The 23950-nt window shown below is 52.3% G+C and carries 21 protein-coding genes; 10 read left to right on the top strand and 11 right to left on the bottom strand.

All coding sequences use genetic code 11. From position 1 onward, the window contains the following. Window positions 1-4: 4 nt before the first annotated feature. A complete protein-coding gene (locus ACR9FF_RS03395) occupies window positions 5-994 on the top strand; it encodes an ABC transporter ATP-binding protein (protein WP_317982312.1) in 990 nt (329 codons plus the stop codon). Window positions 995-1053: 59 nt separating this feature from the next. Here the strand turns inward: ACR9FF_RS03395 and ACR9FF_RS03390 are convergent, their stop codons facing one another. After that, entirely contained in the window at window positions 1054-2679 is a 1626-nt protein-coding gene (locus ACR9FF_RS03390; protein WP_435172025.1) for a hypothetical protein, read from the bottom strand. A gap of 82 nt (window positions 2680-2761) precedes the next feature. Continuing rightward, complete coding sequence (locus ACR9FF_RS03385; RefSeq protein ID WP_435169006.1) at window positions 2762-3955, bottom strand: ROK family transcriptional regulator; 1194 nt, start codon at window positions 3953-3955, stop codon at window positions 2762-2764. Between the two features lie 249 nt (window positions 3956-4204). Here ACR9FF_RS03385 and ACR9FF_RS03380 point away from each other — a divergent pair, with 249 nt between their 5' ends. After that, the gene (locus tag ACR9FF_RS03380) at window positions 4205-4837 is read left to right on the top strand and encodes a chromate transporter (RefSeq protein WP_435169004.1); all 633 of its coding nucleotides are present in this window, start codon (window positions 4205-4207) and stop codon (window positions 4835-4837) included. A gap of 22 nt (window positions 4838-4859) precedes the next feature. Then, on the top strand, window positions 4860-5390 hold the full coding sequence (locus ACR9FF_RS03375) for a chromate transporter (RefSeq protein ID WP_127498139.1): 531 nt from the start codon (window positions 4860-4862) through the stop codon (window positions 5388-5390). Between the two features lie 1551 nt (window positions 5391-6941). Here the strand turns inward: ACR9FF_RS03375 and ACR9FF_RS03370 are convergent. The 4 genes from ACR9FF_RS03370 to ACR9FF_RS03355 form a co-directional block, all read right to left on the bottom strand. After that, window positions 6942-7268 (bottom strand): hypothetical protein, encoded by a 327-nt coding sequence (locus tag ACR9FF_RS03370; protein ID WP_435169002.1) that lies wholly within the window; start codon window positions 7266-7268, stop codon window positions 6942-6944. Then, entirely contained in the window at window positions 7265-7495 is a 231-nt protein-coding gene (locus ACR9FF_RS03365) for a helix-turn-helix domain-containing protein (protein ID WP_435169000.1), read from the bottom strand. The genes ACR9FF_RS03370 and ACR9FF_RS03365 overlap by 4 nt, the downstream gene beginning before the upstream one ends. A gap of 20 nt (window positions 7496-7515) precedes the next feature. Next, the gene (locus tag ACR9FF_RS03360) at window positions 7516-8982 is read right to left on the bottom strand and encodes a protein adenylyltransferase SelO (protein ID WP_435168998.1); all 1467 of its coding nucleotides are present in this window, start codon (window positions 8980-8982) and stop codon (window positions 7516-7518) included. Window positions 8983-9082: 100 nt separating this feature from the next. After that, a complete protein-coding gene (locus ACR9FF_RS03355; protein WP_435168996.1) occupies window positions 9083-10213 on the bottom strand; it encodes a tyrosine-protein phosphatase in 1131 nt (376 codons plus the stop codon). Between the two features lie 189 nt (window positions 10214-10402). Here ACR9FF_RS03355 and ACR9FF_RS03350 point away from each other — a divergent pair, with 189 nt between their 5' ends. The 6 genes from ACR9FF_RS03350 to ACR9FF_RS03325 all read left to right on the top strand — a co-directional run bounded on the left by ACR9FF_RS03350 (window position 10403) and on the right by ACR9FF_RS03325 (window position 19214). Next, window positions 10403-11767, top strand: coding sequence for a TrkH family potassium uptake protein (locus tag ACR9FF_RS03350; RefSeq protein WP_435168994.1), 1365 nt, complete (start codon window positions 10403-10405; stop codon window positions 11765-11767). Window positions 11768-11859: 92 nt separating this feature from the next. Continuing rightward, window positions 11860-12636 carry a glutamate racemase gene (gene murI / locus ACR9FF_RS03345; protein WP_127498793.1) on the top strand — a complete coding sequence of 259 codons (777 nt, stop codon included), beginning with the start codon at window positions 11860-11862 and terminating at the stop codon, window positions 12634-12636. 354 nt (window positions 12637-12990) lie between these two features. Next, complete coding sequence (locus ACR9FF_RS03340) at window positions 12991-16860, top strand: discoidin domain-containing protein (protein ID WP_435168991.1); 3870 nt, start codon at window positions 12991-12993, stop codon at window positions 16858-16860. A gap of 477 nt (window positions 16861-17337) precedes the next feature. Next, window positions 17338-17634, top strand: coding sequence for a transposase (locus ACR9FF_RS03335; RefSeq protein ID WP_205411930.1), 297 nt, complete (start codon window positions 17338-17340; stop codon window positions 17632-17634). Continuing rightward, window positions 17631-18509: an IS3 family transposase gene (locus ACR9FF_RS03330; RefSeq protein ID WP_435172024.1), complete on the top strand. Its 879-nt coding sequence runs from the start codon at window positions 17631-17633 to the stop codon at window positions 18507-18509. The genes ACR9FF_RS03335 and ACR9FF_RS03330 overlap by 4 nt, the downstream gene beginning before the upstream one ends. Before the next feature lie 159 nt (window positions 18510-18668). After that, the gene (locus ACR9FF_RS03325) at window positions 18669-19214 is read left to right on the top strand and encodes an HD domain-containing protein (RefSeq protein ID WP_435168989.1); all 546 of its coding nucleotides are present in this window, start codon (window positions 18669-18671) and stop codon (window positions 19212-19214) included. On the opposite strand, the gene ACR9FF_RS03320 is transcribed toward ACR9FF_RS03325, so the two are convergent. The 4 genes from ACR9FF_RS03320 to ACR9FF_RS03305 form a co-directional block, all read right to left on the bottom strand. Further along, on the bottom strand, window positions 19183-20103 hold the full coding sequence (locus tag ACR9FF_RS03320; protein ID WP_435168987.1) for a DMT family transporter: 921 nt from the start codon (window positions 20101-20103) through the stop codon (window positions 19183-19185). The genes ACR9FF_RS03325 and ACR9FF_RS03320 overlap by 32 nt on opposite strands. Window positions 20104-20208: 105 nt before the next feature. Then, window positions 20209-20448, bottom strand: coding sequence for an H-type small acid-soluble spore protein (locus ACR9FF_RS03315; RefSeq protein ID WP_435168985.1), 240 nt, complete (start codon window positions 20446-20448; stop codon window positions 20209-20211). 71 nt (window positions 20449-20519) lie between these two features. Next, window positions 20520-20840 carry a luciferase family protein gene (locus ACR9FF_RS03310; RefSeq protein ID WP_248758985.1) on the bottom strand — a complete coding sequence of 107 codons (321 nt, stop codon included), beginning with the start codon at window positions 20838-20840 and terminating at the stop codon, window positions 20520-20522. A gap of 104 nt (window positions 20841-20944) precedes the next feature. Beyond that, on the bottom strand, window positions 20945-22222 hold the full coding sequence (locus ACR9FF_RS03305) for an adenylosuccinate synthase (RefSeq protein ID WP_435168982.1): 1278 nt from the start codon (window positions 22220-22222) through the stop codon (window positions 20945-20947). Between the two features lie 108 nt (window positions 22223-22330). On the opposite strand from ACR9FF_RS03305, the gene ACR9FF_RS03300 reads away from it, so the two are divergent. Beyond that, a complete protein-coding gene (locus ACR9FF_RS03300) occupies window positions 22331-23212 on the top strand; it encodes a LysR family transcriptional regulator (protein ID WP_435168980.1) in 882 nt (293 codons plus the stop codon). 442 nt (window positions 23213-23654) lie between these two features. Here the strand turns inward: ACR9FF_RS03300 and ACR9FF_RS03295 are convergent, their stop codons facing one another. Continuing rightward, entirely contained in the window at window positions 23655-23942 is a 288-nt protein-coding gene (locus ACR9FF_RS03295) for a hypothetical protein (RefSeq protein ID WP_127498809.1), read from the bottom strand. Window positions 23943-23950 lie beyond the last annotated feature (8 nt).

Here is a 23950-nt window from a genome sequence, read left to right as displayed (position 1 = left end):
TGGAATGGAAACCGTTATTGAGGTTAAGGATCTCGTGAAAGAATATATAATCGTAAAAAAAGAAAGCGGGCTGCGCGGCTCGATCAAGAGTCTTCTTTTCCCGAAAAAAACGAAATTTAACGGCGTAAACGGCATCAGCTTCTCCATCGCGCCCGGAGAGATTGTCGGCTATATCGGACCAAATGGCGCCGGCAAAAGCACCACCATCAAAATGCTGACCGGCATCCTCCATCCGACCTCGGGCTCCATCAAGGTATGCGGCATCTCTCCGCAAGCCGACCGGAAGGCCGTCGTCCGCAAGCTTGGCGTTGTATTCGGGCAGCGCACGCAGCTGTATTGGGATTTGCGTCTCGGGGAATCCTTTGAGCTGCTGCGCCGGATTTACCAGATTGATCAACAAGCCTACGACGACAATCTAGCCATTTTAACCGACGTGCTGAAGCTGCAGGAATTCATCAATACGCCGGTGCGCCAGCTGTCGCTTGGCCAGCGCATGCGCGGCGATATCGCGGCGGCCATGCTGCATTCGCCGTCGGTCTTGTTCCTCGACGAGCCTACGATTGGGCTGGATGCCGACGCGAAGCATGCGATCCGCAACTTCATTAAGGAGATTAACCGTACCCGCGGCGTTACCGTTATTCTGACCACTCACGATCTTGATGACGTAGAGCAGCTCTGCAGTAGAATTATTGTCGTTAATAACGGCAAGCTTGTAGAGGATGGTCCTATCGGCTCCATTATCCATAAGCTTACTCCTCACCGCTTGCTGGTTGTGGAGCTTCACGAGCCTGCCGACGATCTCACCACTCCGCATGCCACCGTTATCAAGCAGGAAGGGCTGAAAATCTGGTACCAGTTCGAAAAGGAAAGCATCTCCGCCTCGGAGCTTATCGCCGCCCTCTCGCAGAAGCTTCCGATTCAGGATATTAGCGTCAAAGAGCCTAACGTGGAAGACGCGATCCGTGAGGTCTATAAAACGACGGCAACTAGGTAAGCAAAGGCATGAGAAAAGCCGGGGCATACTCCATTTGGAGTGTGCTCCGGCTTTCGCTTTTATTCATGAAGAGCCATACCGCTTGGGCTGGCGTCTGTATCAATCTTGTTCGTCACCTCAAAGGTCTCTCCGTCAATGACGGTTATCCCGTTGCTTACCGCTACATAGATCCGGTTGGTCTTTGTATGAACGGCCACCGCCTTCGGGCAGCTTCCTACCGGAATAGTCTCAATAACCTTGTGTTTGGATGCATCAATAACCGAGACGGTATCGCTTCCGGAATTCGAGACATACACCAGATTGGCGAAGGTATCTACTCCGGCAGCATAAGGATTTTTGCCGATCCCTTCCGTTATTGTTTTCAAGACCGTGTTGGTCCCGCCATAAATAACGCTCAAGCTATCGCTTAAGAAATTCGGCACATAGATGAGATTCGCGTCCTCGTGAATACCCGCAAGGCCCGGCTCATGTCCGACAGGAATATCCGGGAACAGCCTTGTATGGGTGTATCCGTCTATAACCGAAATATCATGATCCGGGCTGCCGTTTGCTACGTAAATCCGATTCGTATCGGCATTAATAACGATTCCGGCAGGAATGTTGCCTACGCCAACGGAATCGATAAGATGGTTGGCTTCCCCATCCAGAACATCCACGGTATTAAGAAGCGAGCTTGTAATATAGACCCGGTTGGTCTTCACGTTAACGGCTGCGAGCGACGGAAACGGGCTTACCGGTACAACGGCTACCGCTTCCTTCGTGCTCCCATCCAGTACTATAAGCTGATGCTTGCCGCTGTTAATTGCATAAATCCGGTTCGTCACCGGGTTAAGAGCTATCCCCTTAACGGAGCCGGCAGACGGCAACGGAATCGTATCGGCGACGGTATCCGTCTCCCCGTCGATAACCAGGATCTGTCCCTTCTCTGACAAAGAGACAAACAGCTGATTGTTCCTCATTGCTGTTGGAGTTTTGTCCTCAGCGGGAGCCGGCATTGGAGTTGTTGTTGGAGCTACTGTTGGAGCTGGGGATTGAGCTGCTGTTGGAGTTGGCACTGGGACTGGTGTTTGAGTTGCTGTTTGAGTTGGCACTGGGTCTGGTGTTTGAGTTGCTGTTTGAATAGGTACTGGTACTGGCTCTGGGGCTGGTGTTTGAGCTGCTGTTTGAGTTGGCACTGGGGCTGGAGCTGGTGTTTCAGTTGCTGTTTGGGCAGGCACTGGGACTGGAGATGGCGTTTGAGCTGCTGTTGGAGTTGGTACTAGGACCGGTGTTGGAGCAGGAGTTGGCGTTGGAGCCGCTGCAGCCAGTTGCGAGACCTGGACTTCGGCCGAAGGCGGAGTAATGGAAGGAGCAGGATCCTCTATAAACTCGGCCTCAGGCAGCTCTTCCATGTCATAATCGGATTCTTGCCCGATCTCATCGTCGAGCATATCCAGCCATTGCGGCAGCGGCTGCAATTTCCTTTTCCGTAGCTTCCTTGCCGGTTGTTTGTAGCGTTGTTGCGGAGCTACGGTTACGGCAGCGGCTGCCGTTGTCCTCGGAACGCTTGGCTTCACCGCTTTTTTCTGCTGTTTCTTTGGTTTCACTGACTGTTCTATGCGACTAGGGGGGCTTAGAAAACCCGACTGCTTCTGAGGCAGGTACATCAGCAGCGGTACGGATTCTTTTTTGCCCCGGCTATACATTTTCACGCGCTTCCCCTCCCCAAGCATACTTAACCGCTTATGTATTATAAGTAGGTAAGTATGGAATGGCTTGGGTATTTGCTCATAATTTCATGCGGCTTCTTACCATTAATGCGGCGCCCGTCACAACCGCGTCTTCCTTTAATCGGCCCATCGAAAATTGCGGGATATACGCTTCGCCGTAATACGTCTTCTTAACCGCTACCTCCGTCGCTACACGATAATACATCGGATTGGCGCTAATCAGAGCCCCGCCTAGAATAATCAGCTCCGGGTGGAACGTATTGATCAGATTCGCCAGCCCTACTCCGAAATAAGAGGCGGATTGCCGGAATATCTCCCGTATAAAAGGATCGCCGGCGTTTAACCCCTCCGTAATCGTGTCCAGGTTTACTTTTTCCGGTGCAACGTTATTTAATAATAAGCCTCCTCCAACCTTCAGCCTCGTCCGCACCTGTCTTTCCAGCGCTTGAACCGAAGCAAAGGTTTCGAGGGAGCCATAGTTGCCGGATTCCTCCAGCCGAGGGCCATCCACATCGATAATCATTTGTCCGATGGAGCCCTCCATGTCTACCTTTCCGTACACGATTTGACCATGGGACATCATGGCCGATCGCAAGCTGATCCCCGCGGAGACGTACAACGCATGCTCCACGTTATCTTGCCTCATAGACCAATGCTCTCCAACCAGAGCCGTATTAGCTCCATTCTCAAGCAAGGTCGGCAGCCCCGCGGCCTTCTCGAACATCGCGCAGATCGGAACCTGCTCCCAGCCCTTAGCCGGAAAATACTGAGGATTAATAATAACCCCGCTGCTGCGGTCAAGCGGTCCTACCGCCCCGATTCCCAGCCCCAGAATACGGCTTTGCGTTAGGGCATGATCCTTCTTAAAAGCAAGCATCATACCGACCGTATGGGCAACCAGGCGCTCGGGCGTCATCGTCTCGTCCATCCGCCACCGGACAACGGACTTCTGATTCATATTCATGTCAAATAAACCAAGCGTTGAAGTGAACCTGGAGATTTCGAGGCCAAATATATATCCGTAATCGGGATTAATCTGATAGAGAAGCGGTTTTCTGCCACCCTTCGACGGACCTAATCCGGTAACGAGGATAAGCCCTTCCTTGGCCATATCGTCCAATAGACGGGTCATTGTGCTGCTCGTAATATCATGGGCTTCCAGCAGCTCCGCTTTTGCAATTGGTCCAAGATTAGCGATGTAATCGTAAATAAGCTGTTTATGCGAGGGGACGGAACGCAGAGAATGACTCATCGTTTCATCCTTTCCGGGTAGATTGTCGTTGCTATCAGCAATTATACCCCAGATCAAGAATAGGGGCTATGCCGATTGGTTTTCTCCACTTTATTCAATTTTGAACAAAACTAAACAGAGCACTAAGGGTTATCCGCTTGTTTTTATCGGTATAAGCATTTCTTATAATCCAAATTAAAAGAACTTTAATTCAAAATGAATTTAAGTTGCTATAATAGCTATATAGGAGTCAAAAAGGAGAGAGTTTACATGCAGACAAACTGGAAAGAACGACTCTATTTTTTGGCACAGCTATTCTGGGTGTTTGTACGGATCGGCCCTTCCACCTTTGGCGGCGGTTATGCCATGCTGCCCGTCATTGAACGTGAGGTCGTTAATAAGCGTAATTGGATTGCCGAGAAAGAACTTGCTGATGTCGTATCGTTAGCCGGATCCGCTCCGGGAGGCGTTGGCGTCAATGCCGCAGCCTTCATCGGGTACCGGAAAGCCGGCATACCGGGAGCGGCTATGGCGGTTATTGGCGTAACGCTGCCAACCTTTATTATTATCATCACGCTTAGCCTTTTTTATCTTAAGTTTCAAGACAATCCCAAGGTTGTGGCTGCCCTGAAGGGAATTCACGGCGCAGTTGTGGCGCTGATCGCAATGTCCGCGTACCGGATGGCCAAGGCTGCCATCTTTGACAAGACTACGTTAGTTATGCTGGTCCTCGCGCTTCTCATTCTGCTCGCGCTTCCGCTTACTCCGCTATTTATCGTTGCAGCAGGTGTTCTGGTTGGTATCGGCATGGTTCGGGTCAAAGAGAAAACAGGCAAACAAGCCAATACGGAAAACCCATCCTCCAGCAGCCAAGAGCTGATGTATCCGGAGTATTATATTTGATAAGCGCAAGGGAGAGTTACGTATGATCTGGGACTTATTCCTGACTTTCTTCAAAATTGGATTTATCTCGTTTGGCGGCGGTTATTCCGTTATTCCGATGATTCAGACCAAGGTGATCTCGCACGGATGGATGACAACCGCCGAATTTCAGAAGGCCGTCTCCCTTGCCGGCATGGCGCCGGGGCCAATCGCCACCAATGCCGTAACGTTAATCGGCTACGATACAGCGGGTATAGCCGGTGCGATTGCTGCCTGTGTGGGGATTGTCCTCCCTTCGCTGCTGGTCGTAATCTTGCTGTCGGCCTTCTTCTTCAAGCTTCGGAATAATAAGACGATGAAATCTCTCTTTTATGGCCTGCGGCCCGTCGTTACCGGATTAATTTTTTATGCGGCGCTTCATTTCGGCGGCTTCGACAAGCCGGGCAGCTACACCTGGACGACCGGGTTTACGCTGCTGATCTGCGCAGGCTGCCTATGGCTTTTGTTCAAATACAAGCTGCACCCGTTAACCGTGATCGCGGCGGCGGGAGCAGCCGGAATTATCTTTTTATAGCCCTTTTGAATCCCCCGCGGCAAGCTGGTAATCTTGCATGAGATACCATTTTGAAAGCGGGGGATTTCGTTATTATCTCGAACGTTCTGGTATACCCCGTGCCTTTTTTCGTAATCGCGGCCAGCTTTCCCGCCTCCCAGCTTCCTTCACGATGCGGCGCATCGTTTAGCTTCGCCAATTCAGCCGGATTCGCTCCTTTTGACGGCTTTTCTCTTTCCTTAACGATGTCGCGCATCGTTAAGCACTGCTTTTTCCCGCCTTCCAGCTGCCTTAACGATGCGGCACATCGTTAAGCTCGCCCAATTCAGCCGGATTCGCTCATTTTGACGGCTTTTCTCTTTCCTTAACGATGTCGCGCATCGTTAAGCAGTCCTTTTACCCGCCTCCCAGCTGCCTTAACGATGCGGCACATCGTTAAGCTTGGCCGCCGCACGCCCGCAACACTCACACTTTCCGCCAACCTAAGCAAATAAGACCCTGGCAGGGTCTTATAATGACTAATATTACTCGTTGTCGCCCGATAAGACCCTGCCAGGGTCTTATCCCAACGCCGCACGCCCGCAGCACTTACATTTCCAGCCCAACCTAAGCAAATAAGACCCTCTCAGGGTCTTATCATCACTAATATTACCTCGTTTTCGCCCGATAAGACCCTGCCAGGATCTTATAATGACTAATATTACTCGTTTTCGCCAGATAAGACCCTGCCAGGGTCTTATCCCAACACAGCACTCCCGCAACACTTACATTCCCAGCCCAACGTAAGCAAATAAGACCCTCTCAGGGTCTTATAATGACTACTACTACTCCACTTTCGCCCGATAAGACCCTGCCAGAGTCTTATCCCAACGCCGCACGCCCGCAACACTCACATTTCCAGCCCAACCTAAGCAAATAAGACCCTTGCAGGGTCTTATAATGACTAATATTACTCGTTTCGCCCGATAAGACCCTGCCAGGGTCTTATCCCAACGCCTCGCGCCCGCATCACTCGCATTTCCAGCCCAACCTAAGCAAATAAGACCCTCTCAGGGTCTTATAATGACTAATATTACTCGTTTTCGCCAGATAGACCCTGCCAGGGTCTTATCCCAACGCCGCACGCCCGCAACACTCACACTCCCAGCTCGACCTAAGCAAATAAGACCCTTGCAGCGTCTTATAATGACTAATATTACTCCACTTTCGCCCGATAAGACCCTGCCAGGGTCTTATCCCAACGCCGCACGCCCGCATCACTCGCATTTCCAGCCCAACCTAAGCAAATAAGACCCTCTCAGGGTCTTATAATGACTACTATTACTCCGCTTTCGCCTGATAAGACCCTGCAAGGGTCTTATCCCAACGCCGCACGCCCGCAACACTCACATTTCCAGCCCAACCTAAGCCAATAAGACCCTCTAAGGGTCTTATCATGACTATTGTTACCTTACTTTCGCCCGATAAGACCCTGCCAGGGTCTTATGCCCGCATCACTCGTTCGCAACCCCCGATATGATGCCGCGAGCTTAACGATGCGGCGCATCGTTAAGCTCAGCCAAGCGCTGACTGCTATAGCTCCAGCCTCCTGAAATTCGGAAACGGCTGGGCGGCTTCCTTGAGCGATCCAAGCCCCGTCATTTCCGCGACAGCCATCATACGCTCCCAGATCGGCCAAATGACAGGAGAGCTATGCGCCTGCCTTTTAGCTTCCTCGGATTTCCATTCGAAAATTTCAATAACGGTCCCGTCCTCCGCTTTAAGCTGAAGCAGCGGCAGGTCCGTAATCAGTCCCTCCCGCTTCAGAGCCGGTCCATGCTCCCTAACGATCTCATGAAGCGCTTGCTCCTTGCCGGCATGCGGCCGGTACAAGGCAATCGCGATATTTTTATCCGTCATCTGTGTCTCCCGCTTTCTGCCGGCAATAATTCATACAGCTCATTAACCGAGCAACCAACCGTGTCCGCAATGGAGATCGCGGTCTTTAACGGCATTAACCGCTTATTCTCGATATAGTCGGCCAGCCGCTCCGGCTTATACCGCAACTCTCCGGCTAATGCCTCGCGGCTCATCCCCCGCTCCTCCAATCGCTCCTGCAGCAAGCAGCGGCCCAATTCGTATTTCATGGCATAAATCTCCTATCACCTTAAGTTCCGCAGAACGTCCGGTACGGACGCGGCGATTGTTCCGGAAGGGCGGCGTACGCCTCTTGCTCGCCCGAATAGGCATACGGGTTCGCAAGCGCGGCAAGCAGATTATCCAATACGCACAGATCTCCCTGTTCCGCCGCCTCCAGCGCTTCCTCTACCCGGTGATTGCGGGGAATAACCGCCGGATTGCTGCTCCGCATCAGACGGAGAGCTTCTTCTTTGGACTCCGCTTGCCGTCCTAGTCTCGCCTGCCATTGCTGCTGCCATTCCGCAAACTCCGCCGTACCATGCAGCATAGTATCCTCAGCCTTATCCATGGATAAAGCCCGGAACGTATTAGTGTAATCCGCCTGATTCCGCTGCATCAGCAGCACAAACGCTTCAACCAGCGCCTCATCCTCCGGCTCCTCGTTAAAGATCCCCAGCTTCGCGCGCATGCCTTGCAGCCAGTATTGCTGGAACAGCTCGCTGTAATCCGACAACGCATCCTGAGCCAGCTCAATAGCTCCTTCTTCATCCTCGTCCATTAGCGGAAGCAAGGCTTCAGCAAGTCTGGCGAGGTTCCATGCACCGATAGACGGCTGATTGCCAAACGCATAGCGGCCTTCCCGGTCAATGGAGCTGAAAACCGTAGCCGGATCATACGTATCCAGAAACGCGCATGGCCCGTAATCTATCGTTTCTCCGCTGATCGCCATATTATCCGTGTTCATAACCCCGTGGATAAAACCAACCAGCTGCCATTTCGCAATCAGCGCCGCCTGGCGTTTAACAACTTCCCTGAAGAAGCTGACATACCGGTTGTCGCCGTCCTCCATATCCGGGTAATGCCTCTTTATCGCGTAATCCGCCAACGCTTGAAGCTCCTCGAGCTTCCCCCATTGGGCTGCGAACTGGAAGGTACCAACACGGATATGACTTGCGGCAACCCGGGTCAAAATCGCGCCAGGGAGCAGGCTTTCGCGCACAATCTCTTCGCCCGTCGTCACAACCGCAAGGCTGCGGGTTGTCGGAATGCCAAGGCCATGCATGGCTTCGCTAATGATATACTCCCGAAGCATGGGCCCCAGCGCCGCTCGTCCGTCGCCGCCGCGGGAATAAGGCGTCCTTCCGGAGCCCTTCAACTGAATGTCGACTCTCTCTCCTTGCGGAGTAACCTGCTCGCCAAGCAGCACGGCGCGGCCATCGCCAAGCCGGTTGAAATAAGCGAATTGGTGTCCGGCATAAGCCTGGGCAAGAGGCTCCGCGCCTTCGGGAATCTGATTGCCCGCAAACACCTGAACACCTTCGCTTCCGCGCAGCGCATCGGCATGAAGCCCCAGCTCCGCCGCCAGCGGTTCGTTTAACTTGATTAACCCGGGAGCGCGCACGGGGACAGGATTTTGCTTCGTATATAATAAGTCCGGCAGATCAGCATAGCTATTGTCTAGGTTCCAACCCGCGGTTGTTTTATGGTCCGTCATCTTTTGTTCTCCAATCTCTTTTTTCCTTATTATACCCTTTTCTTTCGCTCCGCCATAAAAAAAAGACCGCCGGCCGTAAAAGGCCAGCGATCGATTCTTATTATTCCGTGTACATCGCTTTCAGCTTCGCGCGTTCTTGTTTCGTAATGCCAAGGCCTTTTTCAAGGAAATTGTCGATCGAGCCGTATTTTGCCTTCATCTCGTCAATGGCCGCTTGCAGGAATTCCTTCTGAACGCCCATCAAAGCCGTAATCGCCGCGACAACATTCTCATCCTTCACCTGAGCTTTAACGGCTTCAATCGCCTTCTTGTTCGCTTCCTCACGGTATACGTTGCTCAAGAGGTAGTCATCCATAACCGTCTTCTCGTCTACGCCAAGCGTCAGAAGAATGATCGCGGAGCCCAGGCCCGTACGGTCTTTACCGGCTGTGCAGTGCTGAACGAGACCGATATGGTTAGGGTCGTTAAGCAGCTCCATCAATTGGACGTAGAACTTCGGAGAGTCGACCATTTGTTTGTTAAAGCCAGCCATCATGGCAACCGCGCTAGCTTCATCCTTCATCAGGCCGGAAGCAATCATGGAGTTCAGATCCGCTGCCGAACCTGCATTCCCGGCATCCGTGCGGATATTAGTGATACCCGGGATTACCGGATCCGCAAGAGCCTTAACCTCTGCATCCGTACGGTAGTCCACGTTTGTTTTGATGCCCATTTCCTGAATGGTCTTGATGTCCGCGTCCGTCAAATGCCCAAGCTCTTCGCCGCGGAACAGCTTGCCCCATTTTACGGTTTTGCCGTCGGTTGTTTTGTAACCGCCGAGGTCGCGGAAGTTGTATGCGCCCTGCAGATTTACTTTGCGCTCCGCAACCGTTACGGTCGCGCCGCTGCTTGTCTTAATGTAGAAATACAAGCGGGAGCCCGGCTTCGGATCCGCTGTGACATAGCCGTTATAGCTCGCATTGATGCGCTTCAGCTGCTTGCCGTTTTTGGCGATGTTGTCGGGCGAAGTGCTCCACAGGATTTTTGCGGCGCCAAGGTCTGCATTGGAGTTCCAGTGAATTTTCAGCTTGCCGTCAGACGTGCGTTCAACGCTTGCTTGCGTGAATACGCCTTGCACTTTCTTCTGCGATACCGCAGCAGGTGCAGCGAAGCTTGCTGCCGGTGCGGCTACCGCGCCAAGCGCAAGAGATGCAGCGAGTACGGTTGCTGCGTAAATTTTGGATACTTTCATTTTCATTTGCCCCCTACAATTTGGTTGTGTTCCGGTTGTATATAAGTTGTATTCTTGTCCTTATTGTAGGGGGGCTTTATAAGGGCCATTTTAAAATTTGATAAAGAAATTGTAAAAGCGAGGGGCCGCATATTTGCATGCGAATCCAACCATATTATGGCTATGCCTTAGGGACAATGGGAGGATTCTATGTTTAAAACATCTCGGGAATGGGTGAGCCGGCGTTCGCCTGCCCAAGTCATTACCGGCTACTATATTCTGGCTGTGCTTATATCCATTCTTCTATTCAGCATTCCTGCCGTGCGGAGGCCCGGAGTCGAGATCTCTTTCTTCGATACCGTCTTTACGGCCGTCAGCGTCGTAAGCGATACCGGTCTGAGCGTATTTAACGTGGCGGAAACCTACAGCGTGTTCGGTTATTTCGTTATTATGCTCGTCCTTCAATTCGGGGGGATCGGCATTATGGCGATGAGCACGTTCTTCTGGCTGTTGATCGGGCGCAAAATCGGTCTCCGCGAGCGCAGGCTCATTATGGTCGACAACAATCAATTCGCTTTATCGGGCCTAGTCCAGCTCGTAAAAGAAATATTGCGGATCACCCTTCTGACCGAGCTGATTGGCGCGGTCATCTTCGGAGTACGCTTACTCCGGTACTTCCCTACCTGGCAAGAAGCCTTCCTGCAGGGGCTGTTCGCCTCCGTCAGCGCAACAACCAATGCCGGAATGGACATTACCGGCCAATCGCTGATCCCGTTCAAGGATGACTATTTCGTTCAGCTGGTGACGATTCTGCTTATTATTTTCGGCGCGATCGGTTTCCCTGTCTTAATCGAGCTAAAAGCATTTCTCTCCCGCAACAAGCTGGATCTGAATCATCCCTTCCGTTTCTCGCTATTTACGAAGCTGACCTCTTTTACCTATTTCGCTTTGCTCGCGATTGGAACGGTCTGTATCCTGCTTTTCGAGTCGCAGCATTATTTCAAAGGCCTAACCTGGCACGAAAGCTTCTTCTACGCCTTCTTCCAGGCGGCTACGACGCGGAGCGCCGGCCTTACGACGATGGACATTACCCATCTGACGCTGCCGACGCTTCTGCTGATGTGCGTCTACATGTTTATCGGAGGATCTCCCAACTCGGTTGGTGGCGGGATCCGGACAACCACCTTCGCCCTCAATATGCTGTTTATCTACCACTTTGCCAGAGGGAGGCGGGACTACAAGGTATTCAAGCGCGAGCTGCATATAGACGATATCCTAAAATCCCTTGCCATCTCCATGATGGCAATCGTCATGTGTTCGCTGTCCGTGCTTGCCATCAGCTTCTCCGACAAGCAGCATCAGCTGGTCGCGATCATTCTGGAGGTGTGCTCCGCCTTCGGTACGGTGGGCTTATCTACTGGGATTACGCCGGATTTGAGCATTTTCGCCAAATGCATTCTTATGCTGCTCATGTTTATCGGAAGAATCGGACTGACGTCCTTCCTCTATATCATTGGCGGCCAGCAGACAACCTCGAAGTACCGTTACCCGGTAGAAAGAGTGATGACGGGATAGCCGTCTTCAAAATAATCCGATCGGAGTCTTGCCCTATTTCCCGGACCGCGTTATGCTGGGTGTAATCATATGGGATAGGAACGTTGTAAACTATGACGATCGGTATTTTCGACTCCGGACTCGGAGGACTAACGGTACTGGCGGAAGCGCTGAAGCGTCTTCCTGCCGAGAATTATTTATATATGGCGGACACGAAGCATGTTCCGTACGGGACCAAATCGGAAGAGGAAGTCCGCGACTTCGTGCTCCAGACGGTTGAGCAGATGGTTGCGGAGGGGATCGATGCGCTGGTCGTAGCCTGCAATACGGCGACGAGCATCGCGATCAACGAGCTGCGGGAGCGGTATTCTTTTCCCATTATCGGGATGGAGCCTGCCGTGAAGCCTGCCGTGGAGATGAACCGGGCAACGGGGAAAAAGGTTCTCGTCTGGGCGACTCCTCTCACCCTGCGCATGCCGAAATATTACGCGCTGGTCTCCCGCGTGGATGAAGAAGGAATCGTAGATTCCCTTCCAATGCCCGAGCTGGTGCAATATTGCGAGTCGCTGCAGTTCGATAAAGAAGTGCTGAAGGATTATTTTCTCTCCAAGCTGGCGCCTTACGACTTGAACGAATACGGTATATTGGTGCTGGGCTGCACGCATTTCCCGTTCTACACGTCTATTCTCCGGGATGTTCTGCCTGCGCATATTCAGATTGTGAACGGCAATCTGGGAACGATCCGGCGTTTAACCGCGATGCTGAGCCGCTACGGAATCGGCACGGGGCGCGGTAATGGCCAAGTACGGTTCATGTGTACCGGCGGAGAAGCCGCTTATATCGAGAAGATGCGCTCCGCGCTCTCCTATTTGAAAGAACAGGATCTATAGAACCGGTACCGCTCTGATGCGGTGCCGGTTTTTTTGTTGCGCCGCCGCCGATACATAAGATCGCACATGTTCATCGTAGGAATGCATCTTCAGCCTGGCAGGCAACTGGATTATGCTATGCACATACGACTGCTCTTTCGATTACAACCTCATGACGAAAAGATTCGAGACTGCCAATACCGCACGCGTAACCCGTTAGGTATTGGTTTTTTGTTCATTCGAATGGATGCTTGCAAAGCAAGAATGATCGGAGATAAGCGAATTCTTTCGAGGAGGTGGTTGAATGCAGCTATGCCTTAAAATGTAAGCGCATTAACGATTAAACTAGCAACCTATTTGACTAGGAGGTTTTTTATGTTCGCCAATAGTAAAAGGCTAAGCCGCAATCCGTTTATGATGTTCTCTCTTGCATTGGCCATTTTGTTATCGCAGCTTACGCTCTACCCTTCTATCTCATCGGCGGCGGGTGGTTCCAACCTTGCCATAGGCAAGACGGTAACGGCTAGCGGCTACGCGGATGTCTATGTCGCCGGCAATGTAGCCGACGGGAACCAGGCTACATATTGGGAGAGCACGAACAATGCTTTTCCGCAATGGATCCAAGTCGATCTTGGAGCAAGCACCAGCATTGATCAAGTTGTTCTGAAGCTTCCCGCAGGCTGGGGCACGCGCACCCAAACGTTATCCGTGCAAGGGAGCACGAACGGATCGACATTCACCGACATTGTTGGCTCCGCAAGTTACGTTTTTAACCCTTCCGTCAGCAACAACGCGGTAACCATCAACTTCTCGGCAGCAAGCACCCGTTACGTCCGCCTGAACATTACGGCCAATACAGGCTGGCAGGCCGGCCAACTCTCCGAATTCGAAATTTACGGAGCAGCCGTAACTCCTCCGCCATCCGGCACTTATCAAGCCGAAAGCGCGGCTCTATCCGGCGGTGCCAAAGTGAATACGGATCACACTGGCTACTCCGGAACGGGCTTTGTTGACGGCTACTGGACGCAAGGCGCCTCAACGGCCTTTACGGTCAACGCGGCTTCCGCAGGCAGCTACGACGTCACGCTCAAATACGCTAACGCCCAAGGCTCCGCGCGCACGTTGAGCATTTACGTCAACGGCACCAAGATCCGTCAAACCACGCTGAACAGCCTGGCGAACTGGGATACTTGGGGCACCAAGACCGAGACGTTGACTCTTAATGCAGGCAACAACACGATTGCCTACAAATACGACTCTACCGATTCCGGCAATGTGAATCTGGATCAGATTTCCGTGGCAGCTTCGGCGACGCCTACTCCTACGCCAACACCGACTCCTACGCCGACTCCAACACCTACACCTACACCTACACCTACACCAACGCCTACACCGACTCCAACACCAACGCCGACGCCTACTGCAACACCTACTCCAACTCCTACTCCTACGCCTCCGGCCAGCGGGAACATAGCATTAGGCAAAACCATAACCGCTTCTTCTTCAACCTTTACGTATGTAGCGGCTAACGGCAATGACGGCAGCACGTCCACTTACTGGGAGGGCAGCGGCAATCCAAGCCAGCTGACCGTTGATCTCGGCGCCAATCATGACATCACTTCCGTTGTGGTGAAGCTGAACCCGGCAGCCGATTGGAGCACGCGTACGCAAACGATTCAAGTATTGGGCGCGAACCAAAGCACAACATCCTTCAGCAATCTGGTATCCGCGCAGTCCTATACGTTCAACCCTTCCTCCGGCAACACGGTTACCATTCCGGTCACCGCTACCGTGAGCAAGGTCCAGCTGAACATTACGGCGAACTCCGGCGCGCCTGGCGGTCAGGTAGCGGAATTCGAAATTTACGGCACGCCGGCTCCTAACCCGGATCTGACGATTACAGGCCTGACCTGGACGCCGGCCAATCCGGTTGAGACGGATGCCATTACCCTTAACGCAACCGTAAAAAATATCGGCAACGCCGGCTCCCCCGCCTCTTCGGTGAACTTCTACCTGGGCAGCGAGCTTGTTGGCACGGCTCCCGTAGCTGCCTTGGCTGCCAATGCGACAGCTGCGGTATCGGTTAATGCCGGGGCAAGAAATGCCGGCAATTATCCGGTAAGCGCGAAGGTCGATGAGAGCAATACGGTTATCGAGCAAAACAATAACAACAACAGCTACAGCAATTCGGCGGGCATCACCGTTGCCGCCGTGCAAAGCTCCGATCTGATCGTATCGACGACCTGGAACCCAAGCAATCCAAGCGCGGGCAACACGGTTACTTTTACGACTAACCTGAAGAACCAAGGGAATATCGCTTCCGCGGCCGGCGCTCATCCGATTACCGTGGCATTGAAGAACGCATCCGGCGCAACCGTTCAGACCTGGAACGGCTCGTATACCGGATCCCTTGCGGCAGGCCAATCCGTTAACGTAACGATGGGCACTTGGACGGCCGTTAACGGCAGCTATTCGGTAACCACCATGGTTGCCGCCGACGGCAGCGAAGTAAGCACCAAGCAGACCAATAACAGCAATACGGTAAGCCTGTACTCGGGCCGCGGTGCAAACATGCCGTTCACCATCATGGAAGCGGAATCGACCTCCAATGCGACTAACGGCACGAAGCTGGCTCCTAACTTCAAGCCCGGCGATTATGCCGGCGAAGCATCTGGCCGTTCGTCCGTCTATCTGGACGCTACCGGAGAATACGTGGAATTTACGCTGACTTCCCCGGCTAACGCGTTTGTCCTCCGCAACGCGGTTGCCGAGAACACGACCGGAACGGTCAGCATTTATGCGGATGGCGTAAGCAAAGGCAAATTTAACGTTTCCTCCAAGTTCTCTTACCTGTACGCAACGCCTAGCACGCTTGGCCGTCTGGGCTACGACAATGCGCCTGGCGCAGGCTTAACGGCTTACTGGCTCTATGAGGACGCGCAGTTGATGCTGGATCAGGTGTATCCGGCCGGAACCAAAATCAAGATTCAGAAGGATGCGGGCGACGTATCCTGGATCTACGTCGATCTGCTCGAAACCGAAAATGTGGCACCGCCTCAAGCGAACCCGGATCCAACGAAATACGTGGCAGTATCGGCGTCCAAGTCGATTGACCAGGCGTTGACGGAGTTCAGACAGGATAATACGAAGAAAGGCATCTACATCCCAGCCGGCGAATGGACGATCAACAGCAAGATCTTCCTCTATGGCCGCGCAACGGAAATCGTAGGCGCCGGTCCTTGGTACACGAAGCTGGTTGCTCCTCAAAGCCAGTCCAATACGGATGTTGGCTTCAACATCAGCGCCGCGGCTAACGGCTCAACGATCCGCGACCTGTCGGCATGGGGCAACTACATTAACCGGGTGGATGGACCGGGCAAATTCATCGATGGCAACGGCATGCAGAACGTAACGGTTCAGAACATTTGGGTCGAGCATTTCGTCTGTCTCTACTGGGGGGTTAACTCCTCCTACAACACGTTCAAGAACAACCGGATCAAGAATACCTTTGCGGACGGCATCAACATGACGAACGGCTCCTCATACAACGTGATCGACAACAACTATGCGCGCGGTACGGGCGATGATTCCTTTGCTCTATTCAGCGCTACCGATTCCGGCGGCTCGTACAACGTTGGCAACAAGTACACGAATCTGACGGCGACTAACGTGCGCCGCGCGGCTGCTTTTGCCGTATACGGCGGTTCGGATAACCTGTTCCAGAACCTGTACGGCGCGGATACGCTGACGTATCCGGGCATCACGATCAGCAGCTACAGCTTCGGCTACAACACGCTTGGCTTCGGCGACCAGGATACCGTCATTGACGGAGCCACGCTGGACCGCACGGGCGGCGACTTCTGGACCAGCGTTGGCGCCGACGACAAAATTAACGATTACCAGAACTTTGGAGCAATCTGGATCTACGGCGGCGACCGGGCAATCAAGAACATTGTGATCAAAAACGTGGACATCAACAATCCGGTCTACTTCGGCCTCATGTTCCAGTCCATGTCGCCAAACAATATGGTGATGCAAAATATTCGCGTCGAGAACGTCAACATTAACAATCCGTCCCGCTACGGCATCAAGCTTGTCGTACGCGCCGAGCAAGGCCAAGGCCCAGCTTACGGCGGAGCAAGCTTCACCAACGTGAAGGTCAACAACCCGGGCATCTCCGCCATTTACGGCGAAGCGCAAAGCCCGAACTTCACCGTCACCCGCGTGTCGGGGAATAACTGGTAGTAAATAACGAAGGCCCTCCTAGTCGCTGATGACTGGGAGGGCCTTTCCGTTCCGTTGCTCGCCGCGGCCGATCCGGATAAAAGCCTTAACGATGTGGCACATCGTTAAGATCACGCTGCGGCTGCTTTGCCGTCACCTTAACGATGCCGGACAGCGTTAAGGCAGACGGTTTTTCCTATTTTCGCCCGATACCGGGGCATTTCCGGCCAGCTTAACGATGCGGCGCATCGTTAAGACCACATTATACCTGCTTACTCGTCACCTTAACGATGCGGCGCATCGTTAAGGCAGCTGGTTTCGCCTATTTTCGCCCGATACCGGACATTTCCGGCCAGCTTAACGATGCGGCGCATCGTTAAGACCACACGATCACCGCTTCCCCATGACCTTAACGATGCCGCTGCAACTAGAATAAAAAGTGGACACCCTCTAAGAGCAGGTAGATAATAAACACAAAAAAACCGAGGTGTCGTCCACATGAAAGAGAGCAGGCAGCATTACAGTGAAGAGTTTAAAGAAAACACCGTTAAATACCTCCAAAGCCAAGAGAAATCGTTGCCGCAGTTGGCTGAGGAACTGAACATCCCGGAGGGAACCCTGCGCCAGTGGCAGGCGAAATACCGGAAGTTCGAAAATGAACCCCTTGTAGATCGGGAAACGTTACGCAAAAAAGAGCGCGACATCGAGGAATTGCAGCGTATCATTGAGGAACAAAACGAAGAAATTGCAATCTTAAAAAAGGCCATGCACATCTTCAGCAAAGAAAGGAACTGAGGTTCCAATTCATCGAAGATCACCGCTCTGAATTTCGAATGGCGAAGATGTGCATCGTACTAAACGTTTCTAAGAGCAGTTATTACAAGTGGATAAAAGAGAAGGCCAACGAGAACAGTTACCAGAAGCGCAGAAAAGCACTGGTGGCGCGCATTACCTACCTGTTTCTCGACTCACAAAGGCGTTATGGAAGCCCCAAGATCACAAAGCTGCTTAAACGTGAGGGCTGGATCGTTTCGGAGCGCTTAGTTGGCCTATTGATGCATGAAAACGGCCTTCGTTCCTGTGTATCGCGTAAGTTCCGTGTGGCAACCACCGATTCCAATCATACAAATCCTGTTGCACCAAATGTACTGAATCAGAACTTTGTTACAACCGCACCTAATAAGGTTTGGGTAGCCGATATTACGTACATTCCATGCCGTGAAGGTCGTCTGTACTTAGCCAGCATTCTGGACCTATACACGCGTAAAATTGTAGGTTGGAAACTGGCAGATCGCATGACTACTGACCTTGTCCTGGCTGCCTTAGATCAGGCTTATGAGGCTGAGAATCCACTTCCAGAACTCCTCCATCATTCAGATCGTGGCAGCCAGTACACTTCATCGGAGTACCGTTCTAGACTCGAGCAATATCAAATGAGGGCAAGTATGAGTCGCAGAGGCAACTGTTACGATAATGCATGCATAGAGTCCTTCCACAGCGTGCTGAAGAAGGAACTTATTTACTGCACTCGTTTTCGCACAAAGGAGCAGGCTTACACGGAACTATTCGAGTATATTGAGTTTTTCTATAACCGGAAAAGAATTCATAGTGCTTTGAACTACCTGTCTCCGGAACGTTTCGAAGCACAGTACTACCAACAGATCGGCTAATTGCTCTTAAGCAGTGTCCACTTTCTTGACAGAGGTCCACTCATATCGTTAAGCTGCCTGGATGTCTGGATGCCTGGAGCACATCATAGCCGGCTTTGCTCGTAATACTTGCTCCTTCTTCGTATAATATAGTCAATACCATTAAAGGAGCTGATCCAAATGAACTTACTGGATGTCGCGATCGAGTTTGCAGCAACCGCCCATAAGGACCAATACCGCAAAGGAACCGGCATACCTTACATCTCCCATCCTTTCGGAGTGGCCATGCTCCTATCCTCGTACAACTACGGCGAAGAAGTGATTATAGCAGCCCTTCTCCATGATGTGCTTGAGGATACGGATACAACCGAGCAGCAGTTAACCGAACAGTTTGGTCCAGAAATCACGTTTATCGTGCAGGGCTGCTCCGAGCCGGATAAATCCTTAAGCTGGGAAGAACGCAAAACCCATACGATCGAGACTCTCCCCTCTTCTTCGCTGGAAATCCGCTTGGTAGCCTGTGCCGACAAACTGCATAACCTGAGAAGCATGAAACGGGAGTTTGAAACATACGGTCCATCCTTCTGGTCCCGGTTCAAAAGAGGCGAAAAAGAGCAAGCCTGGTATTACAAAAGCCTAGCCGAAGCGTTCGCTAAGCCCGAGGACAGCTCCTCGCATCCCCTGTTTGCCCTGTTTATCCAAGAAGTGAACGATTTTTACGGTTAACCCGCCAGAGAGGCGGAAGCTGCGGCACAATCATGCCGACCAGCATAAACATGCAGCCGATTCCCGCGCGGACGCCAAGCACCTCGTCCAGCAGCAGGTAACCGCCGATGGCCGCAAACACCGTCTCCAGGCTCAGAATAATGGCCGCCTGCGTAGGATGCGCGTTTTTCTGGCCGACGATCTGCAGCGTATACGCAATACCCACGGAACAAATGCCGCCGTATAACAACGGAATGAGGGCATCGGACAGACCTGAGAGCTCCACCTTTTCCGTAGAGAAGGCTGCGATAAAGCTCAGCACCGAGCAAGTCATGATCTGCACAAGCGACAGCTTCAGCCCGTCCGTCCTGCGGGAGAAACGGTCGATCATCAGAATATGAACGGACCAGAATAAGGCGCCGACAAGCTCGTACAAATCCCCTTTGCCCAACGTGAGATCATTGGTCATGCATAATAAATATAGGCCGATAACCGCCAGAACGGCGCCAATGCCGCTGTTCACGCCAAGCCGCTGCTTCAGAAACAGGCCGAAGAACGGCACGATAACAATATAAAGTCCCGTAACAAAAGCCGCTTTGCCCGCGGTTGTATACATCAGCCCGATTTGCTGCAAGGAAGCCCCAATGAACAGGATAAGCCCCGTGCATACTCCGTATATAGAAGCGCTCTTAAAGGAACCGCGAAGCTGCGCCTTGGTCTGGCCGGATTTCCGATCCATGATCCAAATTAACGGCAATAACGATACGGCGCCCAATACAAATCTAACGGCATTAAAGGTAAACGGCCCTGTATGCTCCATCCCCTGACGCTGGGCTACAAAAGCAAACCCCCATATAAAGGCAGCAAGTATTAATAGCAAACTGGATTTCAATTGCGCTTGTTGTTTCATGAACGTTCTTCTCTCCTACCGGCTGACTAACTGCTGAAAGATTCATTATACAAAAAATAAAGCACAGCGGTAACCCGCCATGCTTTGTTTTACAAAAACCAATTATTAGTTTCCGTCTAAGGAAGCCCGGCATGCCACTTGATCAACTTCCATTCCCATTGAAGATGATTGCTCAACCAAGCTGCGAACCGGCACTTCAAGTTCCTGCTCCGGATCAGTTAACGGATAGATGCGCGCTGTCTCGTTTGCATCATCCACGTGCTGGATATAGACCTGCTTCCCGTTATACTTCACGTCCTCCATTACCGGAGAAGCGGCAATTTCTTTGGCGCGGTTAATGTCCACTGTATAATCCTCCTCTGCTTCAAGCTCCTTACAGTATGAGCGAAGGAGGAATGGAATATGCGCCCAATCCGTTAAGGAACGTTGCCTTCTTGGGCAAACCGTTCGTAGTTAAAACGCAGCAGCTCAATGGCGTGGGCAAGATCGTCTTCGGTGTTCAAATAGACGGAGACCCAGCCGGATTCCGGCAGGATATGATGAGACCTGGCTTTTCCGCTCGTTACGGCCTCATCCCGCTTGGCCTTCGGCAATAACAGATCCACCAGCCGCTCGCCGTGAAGATGTCCGATCTCCTTGCCGTTCACCGCAAATTCGATACCGCCGAACCGGTGAGGGCCCGTCGTTACGCCCGGCCAGGATAATAGCAGCTCTTCCAAAACAGCTTTATTCCCCATAAGACCACCTCCGTATCCCACCGTTAAGAAGCCTTATTTCCATCGTATTCCGAAAGCCCCGGAGAATTGCCCCTTCACCTGCACTTAACTTCACTTCACTTCACTTATCTCGCAATCACCTGATCGCGTCTAGGTCCAACGGAAATCGTCGCGATCGGAACGCCAATTTCGGACTCCACGAACTCTACGTATTTTTGGGCCGCAAGAGGCAAATCATCGAATTGCCTCATATCGGAGATATTGCTTTTCCAGCCGGGCATAGATTTGTACACGGGCTTTGCTTCTTCAAGCCTGGAGGTAATAGGGAAGCAATCGATAATCCCTTCATCCGTTTCGTAGCCGACGCAAACCGGGATTTCGTCTAAATAACCCAAGACATCCAGGTTCGTTAATACGACGGAGGTTGCTCCCTGCAGACGGCAGCCGTATCGCGTAGCAACGGCGTCAAACCAACCGACACGTCTAGGCCGGCCGGTCGTTACGCCGTATTCCCCTGCATCTCCGCCCCGCTTCCGAAGCTCCTCCGCCTGTGCTCCATGAAGCTCGGATACAAACGGCCCGGCGCCAACGCAGCTGGAATACGCTTTTGTTACGGCAACGACCTGTTGGATGGCATACGGAGGAATTCCTGCCCCAACCGCCGCAAAGCCCGCAAGCGTCGAAGAGGAGGTGGTAAAAGGATAGATCCCATGATCGGGATCCCGAAGCGCCCCTAATTGTCCCTCCAGCAGAATAGGTTCTCCATGGATACAGGCTTTCTGAAGCAGCGATGCGGTGTCGCCTATATACGGTGCCAGAAGCTTCGCTTGCTCAAGCAGCTCCGGCAGCAAGTCTTTCGCCTGCACGGGAGGACGGCCGTAAAGATGCTGCAGAAGTACGTTTTTCGATTCTAACAGCCGCTCCAAGCGCTTAAGCAAACGGGCAGGCTCCAGCAAATCGGCAGCCTGAATCCCAAGCTTGGTATATTTATCCGCATAAAAAGGAGCAATACCGCGTCTCGTGGAGCCAAAGCTGTTGCTTCTCAGCCTCTCCTCTTCCAGTTCATCGAACAGCCGGTGCACCGGCAATACAATCTGGGCTCTATCCGAAATGATTAATTTAGGAGTTGGAACTCCCCGTGCCGACAAGGCCTCCAGCTCAGCCAGCAAAACGCCCATATCCAGCGCCGTGCCGGGACCAATCACATTCGTAACGTTTGGGTTAAAAACGCCCGAAGGAAGCATATGCAGGGCAAACTTCCCGAAATCGTTAATAATCGTATGCCCCGCATTGCTCCCGCCTTGGAACCGGACAACATAAGAGGATTGCGCCGCCCATGCGTCGGTCATCTTCCCTTTTCCTTCGTCTCCCCAATTTGCGCCTACAATCGCCGTTACTGTCAATCTCATAACCTCCGCTTCATCAATTGCTTACTTACTAATGATAAAGCCCGGGAAGTGTATTAGAATAATTCATATAACTAATATCTGATATAAATGTGAGGAATACCTATGGAAGTGAATTTGGAGTGGTACCGCGTTTTTTATTGGATTGCCAAAACCGGAAGCTTATCGAAAGCCGCCGAGCAGCTGCATATTACCCAGCCTGCGGTAAGCCATACGGTCAAGCAGCTGGAGAGCACGCTTGGAGGACAGCTATTCTTCCGCACGCCTAAGGGAGTCACTTTAACCCAAGAAGGAACCGTGCTGCTGCAATATATCGAGCAAGCCTTCCAATCCGTTCAGATCGGGGAAAAAGCGATAGCCGAAATGAACAATCTCCATACCGGGGAAATTGCGATAGGGGCGAGCGACACATTGTGCAAGCATTATTTGCTGCCTTACCTGGAGCGGTTCCACGAGCAGCATCCCGGCGTCCGCGTCAGGGTAACCAACCGGACAACCCCCGAGACGCTTGCGCTCCTTAAAGAGGGCAAGATCGACTTCGGCATTGTCAGCCTGCCCGTATCCGACAAGCAAGTCGCCATACGCGAAAGCACGCTGCTTCAAGATTGTTTTGTCGGGGGCAAAGGTTATCAATCGCTCTCTGACGGCCCGCCGATTACCTTGGACCAGTTGAATTATTATCCGCTCTTACTACTCGAAAAAGGAAGCAGCACAAGAAGCTATCTGGATAATTACGCGGCGGCCCGCGGTATCGCGTTTGCCCCTGAATTCGAGCTCGGCAGCGTGGATCTGCTTGTCCAATTCGCCAAAAGCGGCTTTGGCCTGGCCTTTGTCATTCGCAACTACGTTATGGGGGAGCTGCGTCGTGGGGACCTGGTTGAAATCCCTCTAGCTGAGCCTTTGCCCGGCCGCCATATCGGCATTGCTACGCTGCGGGGAATACCGATGTCCTCGGCGACGAAGTCCTTCCTGGCTCTATTGCCTTGAGGAAAGCTGATCATGCCAAAAAGCCCTCTGCCCTACACTTGCAAAGAGTGCCGGGCCAGGGGGCTTTCCGCGCTAACGAAACGTCATATGCCTATTTGGCGAAAATCGGCCGTTTCCCGAGTCTAACGAAACGTAGTAACGTTATTGGACACTTTGGTGGTAAAAAGAAGGGCTGCGGCATGGAATAGCATTACCTAGTTTAGTTAGAAATAAAAATCCCGCCAGATCAGCCGAATAGCGTTACCTAGATTCGTTAGGCGTGATGCAGGCACAAGGAGGCACAAAGGTGCACAAGGAGGAAGATTGGTTCCACGGCGGCTTCTGCCGTCCGGTTCGCGCAAAACTAAAGGCCGGAGCCCTCCCGTAAGAAGCCCCGGCCTATCCTATCCGAAGATGCTCAGCCCTTGTATAACCGCTTGCCGACTGCCGCATCCAACATGGATTATAATTTCCCTTTCAAGTCCATGAGATACTTCAGGAGCACTGCGAGTGCGCCCAAGTAATAACCAACCAGAACGACCCAGCCTGTTACGTCCATTAAAGAAAGTCCCGCAAGAAGAAGCAGCGGCATCACGTAGTACAACAGGTCTTTCAGGTAGCCCAATACGAAGTCCAATGAGAATTTGCCGCCTGTTACCGTTTTGAACAAGTCAACCAACAGGTTTAAACCCATCGAGCCCAGCACGACCCACAAAGCAACTTCCATCCAAAGTGTAAGCGATCCTAGCACTTTTCATC

Origin of the sequence: Paenibacillus glycanilyticus (assembly GCF_051200795.1) — a bacterium.
GTDB classification, from domain to species: Bacteria; Bacillota; Bacilli; order Paenibacillales; family Paenibacillaceae; genus Pristimantibacillus; species Pristimantibacillus glycanilyticus.
Note: the sequence above shows the minus strand (reverse complement) of the source record. Positions and strands in the feature narration are given on the sequence as shown.